The sequence below is a fragment of the Rhodoferax sp. GW821-FHT07G04 genome (assembly GCF_059418585.1).
In genome coordinates this window covers 1,431,755-1,447,755 of record NZ_JBWKQD010000001.1, presented here as the reverse complement: position 1 = coordinate 1,447,755, position 16,001 = coordinate 1,431,755, and the positions used below count along the sequence as shown (strand labels likewise).

Sequence of the window (16,001 nt, the reverse complement as noted above, 5' to 3'; positions counted from 1 at the left end):
CACCATGACCAACGAAACAACAGCAGCAGAAACAACCATCACCCGCGCGCGCCTCATCACCACACTGCGCCAGGTCTTGGAGCACAACGCTAGTGTCTGCGCCGCGTGGGAGGGCGGCAGCGCCGCCTTCACCTACATGGACGAGCTGTCCGACGTAGATGCCGTGCTGGTGGTGGACGACGACGCCGTGGCCGCCGTGTTCGATGCCGTCGAAGCCGCGCTGTCAGTGCTCAGCCCCATAGACCTGCGCCACGACATCACCGGCACCGTGGGCTACCAGCAGCGCTTCTACCGGCTGCGCGATGCGGCTCCATTTTTGGTGGTGGACCTGGTCATACTGCGCCGCGGCGACCCCTTGATGTTCCGTGAGGTGGAGCTGCATGGCAAAGGCACTACGTGGCTGGACCGCTACGACCTGCTGCAGACCAAACACATCGACGCCTCAGCGGACATGGCGCAAGCCAAGGCCCGCCTGCCCGCACTGCGCTCGGCGTTTGACATGTTTCAGCACATCCCCACCAAGGAGCGCCTGCGCGGCCGCGCGGTGGAGGCGCTGAGCTTCTACCACGCCATGACCCTGCGCCCCCTGGTCGAGGCCCTGCGCATACGCCACTGCCCCCACCTGCGCAACTTCGGCCTGCGTTACCTGGACCGCGACTTACCCGCCGACGTGGTGGTCCGCATCCGGCAGCTGATGTTCGTCAGCGACCTGGCCGATCTGGAGCGCAAGCATGAACAGGCACAGGCTTGGTTTTGGGAGACGGTTGAAGGGCTTGAGGCCTAATCCAAGCCCATGCAATTCGCGTAATACGTCACCGTAGCCGGCCAGTCCGAGAAGATGCCCATGATGCCCACGTCCTTGGCCAGCACATCCAGCGCTTGCAGGATGTCGCCTTCGCGGTTCATCGCAGCGTTGACCGTCTGGTAGTACCAGCCGCCATGGCCGCTGGCCATGACGCCGGATCGCTCCAGGCTCCAGGTGATGATGTTCAGGCCGGCGGCCTTGGCGTTCTTGGCGTAGGCGGATGGGATCAGCTTGCCGTCCTTGTCCACATCCAGCAGTGCAAAGATGGGCGGCGCCACGATCTGGATGCCGTCTTTCTTGTAGCTCTGCAGCTTCTCCAGGCTGGGCAGGTTGGCTGCCGTTTGGGGCTCGTCCAGAAACACGGCCTGCTTGCCAAACGCGGGCTCGTGCTTCACCCAGTACAAGATGTCGTCCTTGCTGAAGGACTGGGCAAACACATTGCTGGCCGGCACCTTGGCGTCTTTGTAGGCGTCGATCATCTTCTGCGCATAGGCCTCTTGGCTAAAGCCGTCAAACGGCATGGGCACCACGGGTACCTTCAGCTCGGGCGTCATCTTGACGCCTAACCGGGTGAACAGCGCGATGCTCTCCTGGTGCGTCATCAGCGTGCCGCTGGTGGGGCCGGCATACAGGTCGGTGCGCCAGTTGGCGGTGCCGCCCAGGAACTCTTGCACCGTGGTGGCCTTGGGGTTGAAGGCGTCCATCTTGCCGCGCAGCGTCTTGAACTCGGCCAGCGTGATGTCGCTGGTGCGGCACTCGGCCGATGCGGGCGTGTTGGTGGCCGCGTTGTAGGGCGTGAAAGGTTTTGTGCATTTGGCAGCCAGCGGCGTCGCCAGGATGTTGGTGGTAGTGTGCAGGTCGTTCTGCGCGTGGCGGCAGACCAGCTCTTTGTCTTTGGTAAAGGTCACATCGCACTCCACAATGCCCGCGCCCATGCGCGCTGCGGCTTCGTAAGACTCTTTGGTGTGCTCTGGGAACATCATCGCCGCGCCGCGGTGGCCTATGGAGAAATAGGTGCGCTTGAACGGGCCATTGCCGCAGCTCTGCAGCTTGGTCTTCAGCGGGCTGTCCAGCATGTCGTTCACCAGAAAGTAGGGGCGTGGCCCGACCTGGATGTTGGTGATCTTGCTGGTTTGGCTGTCTTGCGCGGTGGCGGCAAGGCTACACGCCAGCAACGCAGCAGAGCTGCAGATCTTGAGAAGGGGTCGAGGGTCGTGCATGTGGGTAAACCTATGGATGGTGGTGGTAGCCAAAGCATGGCGGATGTTGCCTGCCCAACTCGGGGATTGGGGTTGCACAATATGTAACAGATTAATGTTTCATAAATATTTCGCTATCCCACGTGAAATATGGCGATGACGCTATAAAAGAAGTAGCTAATTCAACTTTACAAACATTTGGTAACAACTAAGAGATAGTCAGGCTACATTAAATTTTTGTCAACGCGGGGTTGCTCACTGGACGCCCCAAACCCCATGTCGCAAGAGCACCCAGACCGCCGCAAATTTCTCATCCAATCGGCGGGCGCCGTAGCCGCCGTCAGCACCAGTGGAGTAGCCCTAGTGGGGTGCGGGGGCGGCACCAGTGGGGAAACCGGCACGAACTCCGGCGCGGCGGTGGCCGAACACCCGGCTGCTGAATACCGCTATGGCGTGGCTAGCGGAGATCCGCTGGCCGACCGCGTCATGCTCTGGACCCACGCCAAGATCCCCAACTCGAATGCCAACGTGCCCCTGATCTGGCAGGTCAGCACCAGCAGCACGTTTGACACCATCGTAGCTTCCGGCAGCGTGACCGCTACCGCTAGCACCGCGTTCACCAGCAAGGTAGACGCTACCGGCCTCTCTGCGGGCAATACCTACTACTACCGCTTCATGGACGCCGGGCGCAATGCGTCGGCGGTGGGCACCACACGCACGCTGCCTGCCAGCAACGCGGCCAGCGTGAAATTTGCCGTCTTCTCATGCGCGATGTATTCGGCGGGCTACTTCAACGTGTATGAAGCAGCCGCCCAATCGGGCGCGCAATACGCTATCCACCTGGGCGACTACATCTACGAATACGGCTCGGACCCTGCCACGTCCGGCAACCTCGAAGCGGCGGCAGCGATCCGTGTGATGGCTCCCGCCAACGACATCGTCAGCCTGGAAGACTACCGCGCCCGCTACGCTTTGTACCGCTCCGACCCTGACCTGCAGGCCCTGCACGCCGCCATGCCATGGATCACCGTGTGGGACGACCATGAATTCGCCAACAACGCGTGGGTGGGCGGTGCCGGGAACCACAACACCACGACCCAGGGCAACTGGAGCACACGCAAGGCCGTAGCCGCCCGCGTGTACCACGAGTGGATGCCTATCCGCACGCCCGATGCGAACAACCTGCTGAAGATCTACCGCCGTTTCGACTTTGGCAACATCTTCACGCTGCATATGCTGGACACCCGCATCGAAGGGCGCGATCAGCAGTACGAAGGCCATGGTGATGCCGACGGCGGGCTGGCGCGCTACACCAGCGCCCAGAGCAGCGGCGCCGACGCCGGCCACCACATGATGAGCACCACCCAACAAGACTGGCTCACCAGCGGTATGGCCGCCTCTACTGCGACTTGGCAGATCCTGGGCAACCAGGACGTCATGGCGCGCATGTGGCTTCCCGCCAAAGTGATCCAAGCCGGCTTTGCCGCCGCCATAGATCGCACAGCGGCCAGTCAGCACGCCGCGCTGAAATCTGCCGCCGACTACCTGGCGGCCAAGGTAATGCCCGCCACAGCCCGTACGGCAGCGCAGGCGGCACTGGTCAGCGCCACCACTAACCCGTACATTCCCTACAACCTGGACGCATGGGACGGCTATCCCACCCAGCGAGAAACCATTCTGCAAGCCTTCAAGGCACAGGGCAAAAAACTGATCACGTTGTCGGGCGACTCCCACAACGCGTGGTTCTCCAATCTCACGACGCTGGCCGGTGAGAGGGTGGGCTTTGAGTTCGCTTGCGCGTCGGTCACCTCCGCCGGGTGGGAGGTCGCGGGGTTGGGCACCCTGTCCAGTGCGATGGACGGCACTGCAGCCGTCCCTGGAGTGCATGGCAACGGCATGGGGCTGATGAGTAACCTCAACTATGCCGAAACCACGCGCCGCGGCTACCTGCTGATGACGGCCACCGCGGCATCCGTTCAGGGCGAGTATGTGTTCGTGGACACCGTCAAGTCCAAAAAATATGTGGCTACCACGGATAAAACCATCACCGTGGCCACCACGGGCGCTGTCACGTACGCGTGAACATACGCCTGAGCCTGCCGATAGCCCCCGTGAAATATGGTTGTATTGCTATTAATTGCAGAGCATTTGCCACTTGACTCACCCTTGCAGCGTCACCACGATCTTGCCGCCCGCCTGCCCCGACTCCAGCAGGCGGTGCGCCTCTTGGATCTGCATGAAGCCGAAGACCTTGGCTGGCTTGGCTTTGAAAGTGCCAGCCGCGCAGTGGTCCACGATGGTCTGAAACGGAATCTCTGACAGCGGAAACTCAGCACCCCCCAGCACCAAGGCACTGCCAAACACGCAGAGCCGCACACCGCTGGGAATCTGAAACACCGGCTCCAGCGTCAAAGGCCCGCCGCCGCCCAAGAAGCCCGCCAGGCACGCCGTGCCGCCGCGCTTGAGCATGGCCAGTGAATCCAGAACCGTGGTGTTGCCAATCAGGTCCAGCACCGCGTCCACGCCGCCGGGCACCAATGCGCGCACGGCCGTGGCCAGCGCCAGTTCGTGCACCAGCACATCGCCCGCGCCCAGCGCCTGCAGCATGGGCGCGCGGTCTAGCGTGCGCGTGGTGGCCACCACGCGCGCACCCGCCAGCTTGGCGATGTTGATAGCCGCTTGGCCCAGTGCAGAGCTGGCGCCGCGTACCACCACCGTCTGCCCTTCTTGCAGGGCCAGCACACCGTGCAGGCAGGACCAGGCCGTGGCATAGGTTTCCGGAATGGCGGCCAGCTCGGCCCATGGCAAGTCGCTATCAATCGCCACCACATTGCTCAGCGGCACCGACACCACCTCAGCATAGCTGCCGTTGATGCTGCGCCCCATGCCGCCCACCACCGCCAGCACCTTCTGGCCCGGCGCGAAGCGCTGGCTGGGGTCGGCCCGCACGGTGCCCACGCACTCGATGCCCGTGACCTCGGCCACATCGCCCCAGGCACCGGAGCGGAAATACACCTCCGCCTGGTTCAGCCCAAAGGCCTTCACATCGATCAACACCTGGCCCGGTGCGGCGGCGGGCGTCGGGCGGTCTTCTACCACCAGCACCTCAGGGCCGCCGTATTGCTTGATCACTATTGCCTGCATGTTTTGCTCGCTTTCAGTTGGTTGAGGAAGGCGAGTCTAGGTAGGCTGTTGATTTATTAATAGAATTAAGTTTCTATAAAGACAATCAGGTTTTTGAATGATTGACGGCATCACCCTGCACCAGCTGCAGTGCTTTGACGCAGTGGTCACCGCCGGCAGCTTTCAGGCGGCGGCGGACCAACTGCTGCGCGCACAGCCCACCGTGTTCTCGGCCGTCAAAAACCTGGAGAACCAACTGGGCCTGAAGCTGCTCAACCGCAGTGGCTACCGCGTGGTGCTGAGCGACGAAGGGCGTGCCTTTCACGCGCGGGCGCAGTTGTTCCTGGGCGAACTGCGCGGCCTGAAGGCGCACGCCGCCAAACTGGCGGCCGGAGAAGAAAGCGAACTGCGCGTGGTCATTGGTGACCTGTGCCCGCTGGCATCCACGCTGGGCCTGCTGCGCGGCTTCTTCGACAGCTACCCGAGCACACGCCTGCACCTGCACTTTGACGCCATCTCTGGCCCCTGGGAGCGCCTGTTTGAAGGCGATGCCGATTTGATCCTGCACTACATCGACAAGGCCGATGTGCGCCTGGACTATGTCGACCTGTTTGGCGTGCAACTGGTGCCCGTGGTGGCGCCCGGGTTTTTGCAATTCGGCATCACCGATGCCATCACCCCCGAGCAGATGCGCGACTACGTGCAATGCGTGATCCGCGACACGGCCAAGCAACCGCGCGACCGCGACTACTACCTCATCGAAGGCGCCCGCCGCTGGACCGTGGCAGACCAGTTGATGAAGCGCGAGCTGATCCTGCAAGGCATGGGCTGGGGCCACATGCCGCATTTCCTGGTGGAAGAAGACCTGCGGCTGGGCAAACTGGTGTCCATTGCCGGCAAACACTTCCGCGGCGGCACGGTCGATGTGGTGGCCGCGCGCCGCCGCGATGTGAGTCATGGACCTATTGCCAGCAAGTTGTGGCAATACATTGCTGAAGGGCGTATGTCTGCAGGCGCACAGAAGACCGGCGGCTAGATGCCAATAGTGCAGTTTGCTGGACATGCCTGTAAACACCCCACTGTGGATGCCGCTATGTTCAGTACGGCACCCCAAGCGCACACAAACAGGCATAGCGTTGCCAAGAGATCCATGGTCATCACAACTGCCGATATTTTGAGCGCCAGTATTCTGATCGTTGACGATCAGAAAGCGAATGTTGACTTGCTGGAGGAGCTCTTGCGTGGCGCCGGCTTTCAATGCATTGCCACGACGACGGATCCCCAAGCCGTCTGCGCACTGCACCAGGGTAATCAATATGACCTGATACTGCTGGATCTGCAGATGCCAGGCATGGACGGATATAAAGTGATGGAGTCCATGCGGGAGATTGAAACCGTTGGCTACGTTCCTATCCTGGTGATCACAGGGCATACGAACGAAAAGCTGCGGGCGCTTGCCGCCGGTGCAAAGGACTTTATCGCCAAACCGTTTGATTTGGTCGAGCTCACTATGCGCATCCGCAACATGCTGGAGGTGCGGTTGCTTTACAAACGACTCGATCAACAAAACCATGCACTGAAATCCCTGGCGCTCCATGACGAGTTGACCAGGCTACCCAATAGACGGTTGTTGATGGACCGGCTCGCCTTGGCCATTGCCCATGCGCGCAGGAACCAGGGCACCATGGCAGTGATGTTTATCGATTTGGACGGTTTTAAACAGATCAACGACACCCTGGGTCATGATGGGGGGGACGATCTGTTGCGCCAGGTGGCTGGTCGTCTGGTGGCTACCGTACGCCAAGTAGACACGGTGGCGCGTTTGGGTGGCGATGAATTCATGATCGCGTTACCGGAATTGAGCCATGCCGACGATGCTGCTGAGCTGGGGGCCAAGGTGATACAGGCCGTCTCGCAACCCTACCGCATCCAAGACCGCGACGTAGGCCTTACTGCCAGCGTTGGTCTCAGTGTTTATCCCGTCCATGGCGAAGATGCGGAGGCGCTGATGAAGAGTGCTGATATTGCCCTGTACCAGGCCAAGCATTCTGGGAAAAACGACTACCGCATGTCGCGGCCCGCCGACCTGCTGTGATCAAGCGGCCACAAAGCCCGCTGCCTTGTGGCTGCCGTCGCAATAGGGCTTGTTTTTGGATTGGCCGCAGCGGCACAGGTAGGTCTCGGTCACCTTGTTGCAGGTGTGGCCGGTGCCGCTTACTACTTCCAAGTTGCCCACGATACGCAGCGGGCCGTTGGGTCGGGGCTGCACATCCACCGGGCCATTGCGCACCGCCAGCGCCTCAAACGCCTGTGCCGCAGGTTCACCACTGGCCATAAAGCCTGCCGCGCCATGGCTGCCGTCGCAAAACGGCTTGTTCTGCGACTGGCCACAACGGCACAGTGTGGCGCGGGGCGATGCCTGTGCCACGCCGCCAATCAGCAACTCGGCCTCAATGGCCAGTGGGCCGTTTTCTCGCACCCGCACCGTGTTGACGATGGGCGCGCCCTCAGCATTGGCCGCCTGGCCTGCGGCCGGCGGCGCATTGCGCACCACGCGGATGGCGCCCGAGGGGCAGTTCTTGGCCACGTGCATCAATTCCTCCACCGACTGCGCGTCGGGGTGTATCCATGCACCCTGCACATTGGGCACAAACACATCGGGGTGCGACAGCACGCAGCCACGCGAGTGGATGCACTTTTGCGCATCGAAGTGGATGGTGGCTTCAGTGCCGGTGACAACTTCCAGGGCCATGGTGCGTGCTCCTTTGTTTCTGTCGTGCTGAAACGGATGTAACGAAGATTATGGACGCCCAGCCGCTAAGCCAGCAAGCCATCCCACACCAGCTTCAACCCCGTCAGCAGCATGCCCGCATAGAGGAAACGGTAGAACACCACCTGGCTGATGCGGCGCGCCCAGTGCACGCCAATCCACACCCCAATGGGCGCAAGGGGCAGCAGCACCAGTGATGTGGTCATGTTGCGCGTGTCCAGCAGGCCCAGCCAGGCATAGGGAATCCACTTGCACAGATTCACCACAAAGAAGAAAAACGCCATCGTGGCGGTGAACTTGACCGGCGACAGCTTGAGCGGGATCACATACGCATTGATGGGCGGGCCGCCCGCATGCGCCACGAAACTGGTGAAGCCCGACAGCGTGGTCAGCACCGCACCCAGCCACTTGGGCGGTAGCGGGCTGTTGGGCTTGGGCGGAAACAACAGGCGCTGCGCCAGGAACAGCAGCGTGAACACCCCCACGATAGCCGCCACCGTGTGCGCATTCAGCAGCTTGAACAGCAACGCCCCCACGACGATGCCCAGCACCCCGAAGGGCAGAATGAAGCGCAACAGCGCGCGGTCAAAGTCCTTGCGAAAAGCGGCCATGCCCAGGATGTCCATCAACAGCAGCACCGGCATCAGAATGGCCGCCGCCTGCGGCACGGTGACGGCCAGCGCCATCATGGGCACGGCCAAGGAGCCAAAGCCTGCGCCGAAGCCGCTTTTGCTGATGCCCAGCAGCAGGACGGCGGGGATGGTTACTGCGTAGAAGTAGGGGTCGGTGATCAAGGGGGTGTAGCAGCCGTCATGTGGTTGAACATTGAAAGTTCCGCGAGTGGGGAGCTGAGATGAGGTACCTCGGGGTTCATCATAGTCAGGACGGCCCGAGGCACTGACGGCAACATCGGTGCTTATCGCGGTGGCAGTGTCTCATGAAAAGCTGAAGGTCGTCGAGAGGATGTCGCGCCACTCGGAAGCAGTCGTGTTGCGAAAAGACTAAGGCCGGTGCTTAGTGCGGGTGTCAGCATTCGCGTCGAACGGCGCCTGCTCCAGTCATTGAGTAATAGGCGGGTGTTTTGTGAGTAGACGCATATCGCAATGCGTAGTGACTTCTTTGCAGCAACTGCTGGGTCCTCACTACAGCGGTTCGGTTGCCGGCTACAGGTTTCTATCCGATTCCAAATGAGTGGTGTTGTTGGTGGGTGAGCTTTTCGAACCGACCGTCAACTAGAGCCCCGACCAGTACGCTTGTGTGAGGATACTTATTGACCAGCCGAGCTAAACGGGTGTCAATATCAAATGCTCGTTCGGTGGGACGACTCTTTTTCCAATCGTCTAGAGTGATGACGATAACCAATGTGAATTGTGAGATGTGGCCGTCTCGCATCTCCATGTACCCACGAAGAAGAGCGCCGTGGATGGGAGAGGACACCGATAACCCGTCTCCCAAGTTGCCAGTAGCTTTTACGGAGAAGCCGTGAATTCCACCCATTTCCATTGAGATGAAGTCCGGGAACTCTCCCCTGCCTTGATGAATGGTTTCATGCCGCTGTGAAAGCCAGACAAAAACAGCCCTTTGGGCTTCTAGATGATACGAGTGTTCGAAGTGAAAGTATTCCGAGAGTGAGTGAGACGGCGTTTCGGAGTCCTCCAGTTCGAGTGCGGTGTGGTTGCGACCAAATCCGAAACGACTATCAGGGGTAAGCGCAACTTGCTTCAATTCGTCAACTGCTTCAGATGAGACGGACGCAGCAGCGTATTTGTTTGCATGTTCAACGAATTGCACTGACGAATACATCCAGTAGAGTTCGACTTTCCCATCCCTCATAATTTCACGAACGAGTTCTGGATGCGGTCCTACTGTTTTTCCTTGTTCCTTCCACCACCAGTCTTCTTTCTTATCTTCGGTGATAAAAAGCACGGCCTTCACGCCATGATTGGCTGCGTGACGGATCAGTTGGCGCCAAAGAATTAGATCTCCAAATTTCCGCGGAAACTTGAGATGGTCGTGAACAAAACTAGCCTCGTTTGGGTTCTTGTCCTTCTCCAAATCTGCAAAGCCTGGAGGGATGCGTTCCGCAAATCGAGCGTCTCCACCTTCAATTAGGGCGTTTAGCTCGTTCTGGGAAGTGGGGCCATTGCCCACGCGATTCAAAAAAAGTAGATCAAGTCTTTCGCGGATAGGGTCAGAAGCACTGATGTCAAGCTGGGCTTGATGAGCGGCTTGAATGGCATCAATCAGCTTTAGATTGGCTTTGTCGATGTCTTCTAGCAGCGGTTGTGGATCAACACCTATACCTCGTTTGTCGATTTGCAACGCATCCACTTTTTGTTTTAGCTCGACAACAAAGCCGCTGGCAGCACGAAGAGCTTCTTCAATAGACTTTCGCTCAGAAGCGATCACGTTTAGTCTTCGCCTGTGGAACTCCAATGCAACCTGGTGAGGTATCCACAATCGCTCTTTCATTGTTTCAAGAACAGTAAGCAACTCGTCTCGGGTAGTTGTCGGAAGCCTATAGAGATTGAGTAGGACGTTTGTATCCAATACAACGGTGGCCTCCTGCCACAGGCGTTGGTACTCCCCGTCTGTAGGCGGGTAATAGCCGGGAAATAGTGATTTCATTTTTACTACACCCTAAGGGAGAGCGACATTGCCACGCAAACTCAGAGCATCGCTAACCGCGTATAAATGGAGATTCTCTAATTGAGGTCTAACTAAACAAGGATGACGGGTTGTCTGTCCGTCCGGCGAACGCAATCTCTTGATTCCATAATGCCTACTTTGTAGGCATGCGGCTAGGTGGTGTTTGCCCCAGTATGGGGTCTTTGATACGAATCAGCCGCCAGCCCGCATGCAGCGAGTGGAAGCAGCTATCAAAACCGTAGTGGCTTTTAGAACGAAAGTGGCAGCGGTGCAGCCGCCTTCAATCTACAACGCCCGCCCGTCATAGTGGTGCACCGGTATCGCATACACATCCACCCCCTCCAGGCAGCGAATATTCACCGCGGCCATGGCGTTGCCTTTGGGGTCTGTGCCTACGCCAAAGGGGTGCATGCCACAGGTGGGGCAGAAGTTGTGCTGGATGGCGTGTTTGTTGAAGGTGTAGCTGCGCATGGCGTCGGGCGGGGTCAACAGGCGCAACTGGGGGCGGGACACAAACCACATCAGCGTGCCCTTGCGCTGGCAGATGGAGCAGTTGCAGTCGGTGGCGCTGGTCAGCTCGCCATCCACTTCAAATTGGATCTGGCCGCAGTGGCAGCTGCCGCTGTAGGTGGTTATGGTTGCTGTGTCTTTCGTTGCGCTCATTGCGGGGCCTCCGGTGCGGGCACGATGACCATCCAGCCCACGCCAAACTTGTCTTCCAGCATGCCAAAGCAGGGCGACCAGAATGTCTTGCCCAGTGGCATCACCACCTTGCCGCCGCCTTGCAGCAGCCCGGTGAACTTGCGGTCGGCCTCGGCCGCATTGGCCACGCCCAGGCTCAGCGTGAAGCCTTTGAAGCTGGGCTGCATGTTGCTGTTGCCGTCGGACACCATCAGATTCATCTCGCCCACGCGCATGCTGGCGTGCATGATCTTGTTGTCAAAGCCGGCGGGTATGGCGCCGGGTGGTGGGGGTTCGGGCGCTTCGTTCATGCGCATTTGAAAAGTCACTTCCGCGCCAATGGCTTGTTGGTAGAAGGCCATGGCTTCTTCGCAGCGGCCGTTGAAAAACAGGTACGGTTCTAGTGTCATGGTGGTTTCTCCTTGAGGGTTGAGAGGGGGTGGGGTTAGCCGGGGATATTGGGCTCGACCAGCGTGGCCAGTTGGAGCAAAGATTCTTGCCAGCCCAGGTAGCACATCTCCACGGGTATGGCTGGGGGAATGCCTTCTTGCACCACGCTTAGCTCGGTGCCGCAGAGCACGGGCGTGAGGGTGATGGTGGTCTTCATGGTGCCGGGCATGTTGGGGTCGTCAAACTTGTCGGTGTAGCAAATCTTGCTGGCGGGCACCAGCTCCAGATACTCGCCACCAAAGCTGTGGCCGTTGCCGGTGCCGAAGTTGGTGAACGACATCTTGAACGTGCCGCCAACCACGGCCTCCATGTGGTGCACGGTGCAGGTAAAGCCATAGGGCGGCAGCCACTTGGCCATGGCGTCGGCATTCAAGAATGCCTTGTAAATGCGGTCAGGCTGGGCGCGGATGACGCGGTGCAGCTCGACGGCGTGGGGTTTTGGCATGGTGTGTTTTCCTCCTGGTTTGCGGAATCGTGATGCCTTGTTGTGTACGCCTTGCGACAAGGCACGCATTTGATTGTGGACAGCGTACACAAGAACAATAGCATAGATAATGGACAGTGTCCACATTGCTAGCTATGCCTGTTACAACTGCCCCCGCCGCCCGCAAAACCTACCGCCATGGCGACCTGCGCCGTGCCTTGCTAGAGGCCGCCATTGCGCTGGCCCGCGAAGGAGGGGTGCCCGCCGTCACGCTGCGCGAAGCCACGCGCCGCGCGGGCGTGGCGCCCAATGCGGCCTACCGCCACTTCGCCAGCCAGCAGGTGTTGCTGGTGGCGGTGCGGGCCCACGCGCTGTCGGGGGTGGCCCAATCCATGGAAGAACAATTGGCCGCGTTGCCAGCCGGCCTGTCGCCCGCTGACCACGCCCGCGCCAGCGTACGCGCTGTGGGCACGGGCTACTTGCGCTACGCCAAGGCCGAGCCGGGCTTGTTTCGTACCGCGTTTGCACTTTCTGACAAGTTGATACAGGCTACGCCCGAATGGCCCACTGCCGGCCCCGGCGGGCGCAACCCGTACGAGCTGCTATGCGATGCGGTAGACCTGCTGGTGCAGGCCGGTGTCATGCCCGCGGCCAAGCGGCCGGGTTCCGAGATGCTGGCCTGGTCCGCCGTGCACGGCCTGGCCATGCTGGTGGTGGACGGTCCCCTGGCCGCGCCGGTGGGGCCGTACTATGAAGTGTTCGGTCAGCGGCTACTCGACATGGTTGAAAAGGGGTTGTAGCCCTCGTCACAATTGACCATAGCGCTACAAAAATAGTAGTGATACTAGGGTGATCCTTCTTCACACAGCCCGCACCGCCCACCCCTGCGCTTGCAACTGCACCAAGACGCTATCGGGCCCGGCCATGTGGTACAGGCCCAGCACGGCCAGGGCCGGTTTGTCGGCACGCAGCATGGCGTCAAAGCGGGGCACCCAATTGCGGTTGCGGCCCAGCACCATGCGGGCATACATCGCCGGGTACTGGGCCTTGAGCCGCAGCACCTCTTGCGCCGCGCGGGCACTGTCGCCCCGCGCCCAGTCGGCGTAGATGCGTTCGTTGGCAGCGGGGCCGGCCAAGATCTGGTCCAGCGTATAGCTGAGGAACTGCTGGTCTTCGTCTGCGGCCAGGGCGCCCATGTAAGTCATCACATCGTCTTGCGCGGGGAACTCGCTTTGCAGCGCCAGGCCCGCCTTCTGCGCCATGGCGGTCAGCACCTTCTCGGCGGTGCCAGACTCTGCGTGGCCAATGTGTGCGTGGTAGGCGTTCTCCAGCGTCAGCGCAGCCAGCCAGGGGCGAAAGGGCGCCAGCTCTTCAGGCTTCATCTGCGCCGCTTGCGCGGCCTGGGTCAGGCGCTCAGCCTCTTTGGTGCCTATGCGTTGGGGCAGCGGCGTCTGCTGTCCGTCCATGCCATGGCGCATCACCAGCTCGCGCATATTGCCGCGCACGACGCGGTTGGTCTCCACCCACAGTGTGGAGCAGGTGGGTAGCAACTGCGCGATACGCTTGTCTTGCCAGGGCTGGGCGCGTGCCGGCGTGCCGCCCAGCACATAGGCCTTGCCGCCATGGCCTTCCACGGACCACAGGGGCCAGTGGGGCGTGGAGGAGGATGTGTCGGCCCATGCCGCGTGGGTTGTCAGGCTGCCGGCTGCCATGCCGGCAAGCAGGAGTTGCCGACGCGATAGTTGAAGGGATTGCTTGCTGTCGTAGTTGTTGTGGGTCATAGCGTGTCTCTGAGGAATGCGCGGCTTTGCAGGGCCGCTTTCGCAACGGGCGATTGCGCGTTGTGAAGGGGATGCTAGAGACGGCCGATCACCACGAGAACAGCACGGTGACGATTTGCAGAGACGGTGGCACCAAGCGCGGACACCTGCGACGAAGCGCAGCGCTTGGGGCGCACTCAATGCAACTGACGTTGGTACAGGGCTTGGGTGCGCAGGTTTTCAGCGACCGGCAATGCGCGGCGGTGCAGTTCGGCGGCCATTTCCGCAGTGCACACGCTGACGGGCGTTCTGTCTTGCAGCGCGCGCTCAATTTGCACGCCCGACTTGGTGCGGTGGTACTTGGCCGAGTAATCCAGTATGGGGGAGTGAACCTTGCTGTCAGGAGGTAATGCGAGGAGCTTGATGCCGGCCGTCAGCGTGATGTCGTAGGTCTCGTAGCTGGAGAAGCCGTTGCAGGCGTGGCGCCGGTTCGGTTCCACTTTGGTTTTGATGTCCGCAAACAAGGACACGGGCAGCGCGGTCTCCACGACCGGCCAAAACACCAGCCCGCCGGTCGCGCCGCCTTCCAGGAAGTTGGCAATCTCAAAGCGCATGCGGTAGCCATATTGGTCCGACAGGCCCTCGGTGTTGCCCTTGGTGAGCACGCCTTGGCCCTTGTAGCCGTAGGCATTGAGTGCGCGCTTCACAAAGTCCCGCTCGGCATCTTTGTCCATGTCGCGCATGCGGGCGCGTGCGTTGGCCGCATCCAGGCCGCGCAGGGCCACTTGCAATTCACCCGAGGCACTGCCGTCTTTGGCAATCTTCAGCTTCATGCTGAGGCGCTGTTCGGTTTTGTCGTAGGGCTGGTTCGGCGTGGTGGCTACGGCGTTGGTTGCCACGCCGATGTGCGCGACAGGCTTGCCATAGCTATTGGCCGCCAGGTATCCAAACGGCACGTCTTTGGCCGTGGCGTCTGCGTAGAGTTTGAGGTCGGGCAGGTAGTTGATGACGTGGTTGAATGCAGTCATCACAGGGGTTTGAGGCAGGTCATAGATACTGCCGAGTTGGGTCAATGCCTGCTCGCTGCGAATGCCGGCAGCCGTCAGCAGGGCTTGCAGCAAGGTTGCATGGTCCTTGCAGTCGCCCAGCTTGTTGTCCAGCACCACATCCAGGTTGCGGGGTACCACGGCGCCCACGCCGATGTCGTTGCCCGCGTAGGTGATATGGCGAGAGACCCACTCGTAGAGCAGGCGGGCACGCTCGGCGGGCTTCTTCTCATCACCCACAATCGACTGCATCAGTTCGCGTACGCGGGCAGTGGGCTCGGCCTTGGGCATTGCGCGCTCACCATAAGCCTTGGCGATGGCCTCATAGCTGTCAAAGGTAGATGCGGCGACGGATGGGCTCTCCTCCAGGCGCCAGATGCCTGCGTCGCTCTCATCCCAGTGCAGGGGCGCGGTGTTTTGGTAGCGCCATTGCAGTGTGCGCATGTCACCATCTTCTGCAACCGGCATTTCCTGGACCTGATGGGACTCAACGGCCAGCTTTAAGGTCTTGGGTGCGCGCACGGTGATGCGCGCGTCCTGGTAGCCCCGATAGGCAGACCAGGTTTGCGTCATGGAGAAATGTCCCGGGAAGATGGGCTCTTTGTCTGCGATGGTGTAGCGAATACCCACGGAATCACCCACGGCCAAGTCAGGAAAAACCACCGACAGGCTGGTGCGGTCAGAAAACATGGGCGCTGCGTCGCCGCGGCCTTGGTTGGTGGTGGTCTGGAAGTTGGTGGCGGGGACCGCAATCTTGCGGCCGTCCTTCTTCAAGGTATAGGCCTCCAGGATTTCACCTGTCTGGATGCTGGTGCTGAAAGAGAATGCGTAGGTCTTCACGTTCTCCAGTGCGCTGGCTTGCCGAACCTCATGCAGTGACTCGAAGGTCTGCGTGGCGCGCCCATCCGAGGCGACGTCGTACAACAGGTACCACTTCTTGACGAGGACCGCGTCGTTGTCGGTAGATGCCTCGCTTGCCCACGCGCCTTGCAATGCCAAAGTGCACAGAGCACATGCCAGTATGGCGTGCCGAATAGTTGTCAAACTCTCGCTCCCATTTTTCTGATTGGACGGCCCGCCGAGGGGTGGGCGGG

The 16,001-nt window shown here is 60.5% G+C and carries 15 protein-coding genes; 5 read left to right on the top strand and 10 right to left on the bottom strand.

What is annotated here, in order from left to right; all coding sequences use genetic code 11:
- The first annotated feature begins 4 nt into the window (after window positions 1-4).
- The gene (locus tag AC07OO_RS06645) at window positions 5-784 is read left to right on the top strand and encodes a hypothetical protein (RefSeq protein WP_495081258.1); all 780 of its coding nucleotides are present in this window, start codon (window positions 5-7) and stop codon (window positions 782-784) included.
- Here AC07OO_RS06645 and AC07OO_RS06640 read toward each other — a convergent pair.
- On the bottom strand, window positions 781-2,025 hold the full coding sequence (locus AC07OO_RS06640; RefSeq protein WP_495081257.1) for a glycerophosphodiester phosphodiesterase family protein: 1,245 nt from the start codon (window positions 2,023-2,025) through the stop codon (window positions 781-783). The two genes, AC07OO_RS06645 and AC07OO_RS06640, sit on opposite strands and share 4 nt — an antisense overlap.
- Window positions 2,026-2,280: 255 nt before the next feature.
- On the opposite strand from AC07OO_RS06640, the gene AC07OO_RS06635 reads away from it, so the two are divergent.
- Window positions 2,281-4,086, top strand: coding sequence for an alkaline phosphatase D family protein (locus tag AC07OO_RS06635; RefSeq protein ID WP_495081256.1), 1,806 nt, complete (start codon window positions 2,281-2,283; stop codon window positions 4,084-4,086).
- A 78-nt stretch (window positions 4,087-4,164) separates the two neighbouring features.
- Here the strand turns inward: AC07OO_RS06635 and AC07OO_RS06630 are convergent, their stop codons facing one another.
- A complete protein-coding gene (locus AC07OO_RS06630) occupies window positions 4,165-5,148 on the bottom strand; it encodes a zinc-binding dehydrogenase (RefSeq protein WP_495081255.1) in 984 nt (327 codons plus the stop codon).
- Between the two features lie 97 nt (window positions 5,149-5,245).
- On the opposite strand from AC07OO_RS06630, the gene AC07OO_RS06625 reads away from it, so the two are divergent.
- Entirely contained in the window at window positions 5,246-6,163 is a 918-nt protein-coding gene (locus AC07OO_RS06625) for a LysR family transcriptional regulator (protein WP_495081254.1), read from the top strand.
- Between the two features lie 114 nt (window positions 6,164-6,277).
- A complete protein-coding gene (locus tag AC07OO_RS06620) occupies window positions 6,278-7,222 on the top strand; it encodes a response regulator (RefSeq protein ID WP_495081253.1) in 945 nt (314 codons plus the stop codon).
- On the opposite strand, the gene AC07OO_RS06615 is transcribed toward AC07OO_RS06620, so the two are convergent.
- From AC07OO_RS06615 to AC07OO_RS06590, 6 genes are all read right to left on the bottom strand, one after another.
- Window positions 7,223-7,879: a CDGSH iron-sulfur domain-containing protein gene (locus AC07OO_RS06615; RefSeq protein ID WP_495081252.1), complete on the bottom strand. Its 657-nt coding sequence runs from the start codon at window positions 7,877-7,879 to the stop codon at window positions 7,223-7,225.
- 65 nt (window positions 7,880-7,944) lie between these two features.
- The gene (locus AC07OO_RS06610) at window positions 7,945-8,691 is read right to left on the bottom strand and encodes a sulfite exporter TauE/SafE family protein (protein ID WP_495081251.1); all 747 of its coding nucleotides are present in this window, start codon (window positions 8,689-8,691) and stop codon (window positions 7,945-7,947) included.
- A 379-nt stretch (window positions 8,692-9,070) separates the two neighbouring features.
- Complete coding sequence (locus AC07OO_RS06605; RefSeq protein ID WP_495081250.1) at window positions 9,071-10,525, bottom strand: PIN-like domain-containing protein; 1,455 nt, start codon at window positions 10,523-10,525, stop codon at window positions 9,071-9,073.
- A gap of 306 nt (window positions 10,526-10,831) precedes the next feature.
- On the bottom strand, window positions 10,832-11,209 hold the full coding sequence (locus AC07OO_RS06600; protein WP_495081249.1) for a GFA family protein: 378 nt from the start codon (window positions 11,207-11,209) through the stop codon (window positions 10,832-10,834).
- Window positions 11,206-11,637 carry a VOC family protein gene (locus AC07OO_RS06595; RefSeq protein WP_495081248.1) on the bottom strand — a complete coding sequence of 144 codons (432 nt, stop codon included), beginning with the start codon at window positions 11,635-11,637 and terminating at the stop codon, window positions 11,206-11,208. The genes AC07OO_RS06600 and AC07OO_RS06595 overlap by 4 nt, the downstream gene beginning before the upstream one ends.
- A gap of 35 nt (window positions 11,638-11,672) precedes the next feature.
- The gene (locus tag AC07OO_RS06590) at window positions 11,673-12,122 is read right to left on the bottom strand and encodes an SRPBCC family protein (protein WP_495081247.1); all 450 of its coding nucleotides are present in this window, start codon (window positions 12,120-12,122) and stop codon (window positions 11,673-11,675) included.
- A gap of 134 nt (window positions 12,123-12,256) precedes the next feature.
- On the opposite strand from AC07OO_RS06590, the gene AC07OO_RS06585 reads away from it, so the two are divergent.
- Window positions 12,257-12,901, top strand: coding sequence for a TetR/AcrR family transcriptional regulator (locus tag AC07OO_RS06585; protein ID WP_495081246.1), 645 nt, complete (start codon window positions 12,257-12,259; stop codon window positions 12,899-12,901).
- A 60-nt stretch (window positions 12,902-12,961) separates the two neighbouring features.
- On the opposite strand, the gene AC07OO_RS06580 is transcribed toward AC07OO_RS06585, so the two are convergent.
- On the bottom strand, window positions 12,962-13,882 hold the full coding sequence (locus AC07OO_RS06580; protein ID WP_495081245.1) for a TraB/GumN family protein: 921 nt from the start codon (window positions 13,880-13,882) through the stop codon (window positions 12,962-12,964).
- A 176-nt stretch (window positions 13,883-14,058) separates the two neighbouring features.
- Complete coding sequence (locus tag AC07OO_RS06575; protein WP_495081244.1) at window positions 14,059-15,906, bottom strand: DUF3857 domain-containing transglutaminase family protein; 1,848 nt, start codon at window positions 15,904-15,906, stop codon at window positions 14,059-14,061.
- Window positions 15,907-16,001 lie beyond the last annotated feature (95 nt).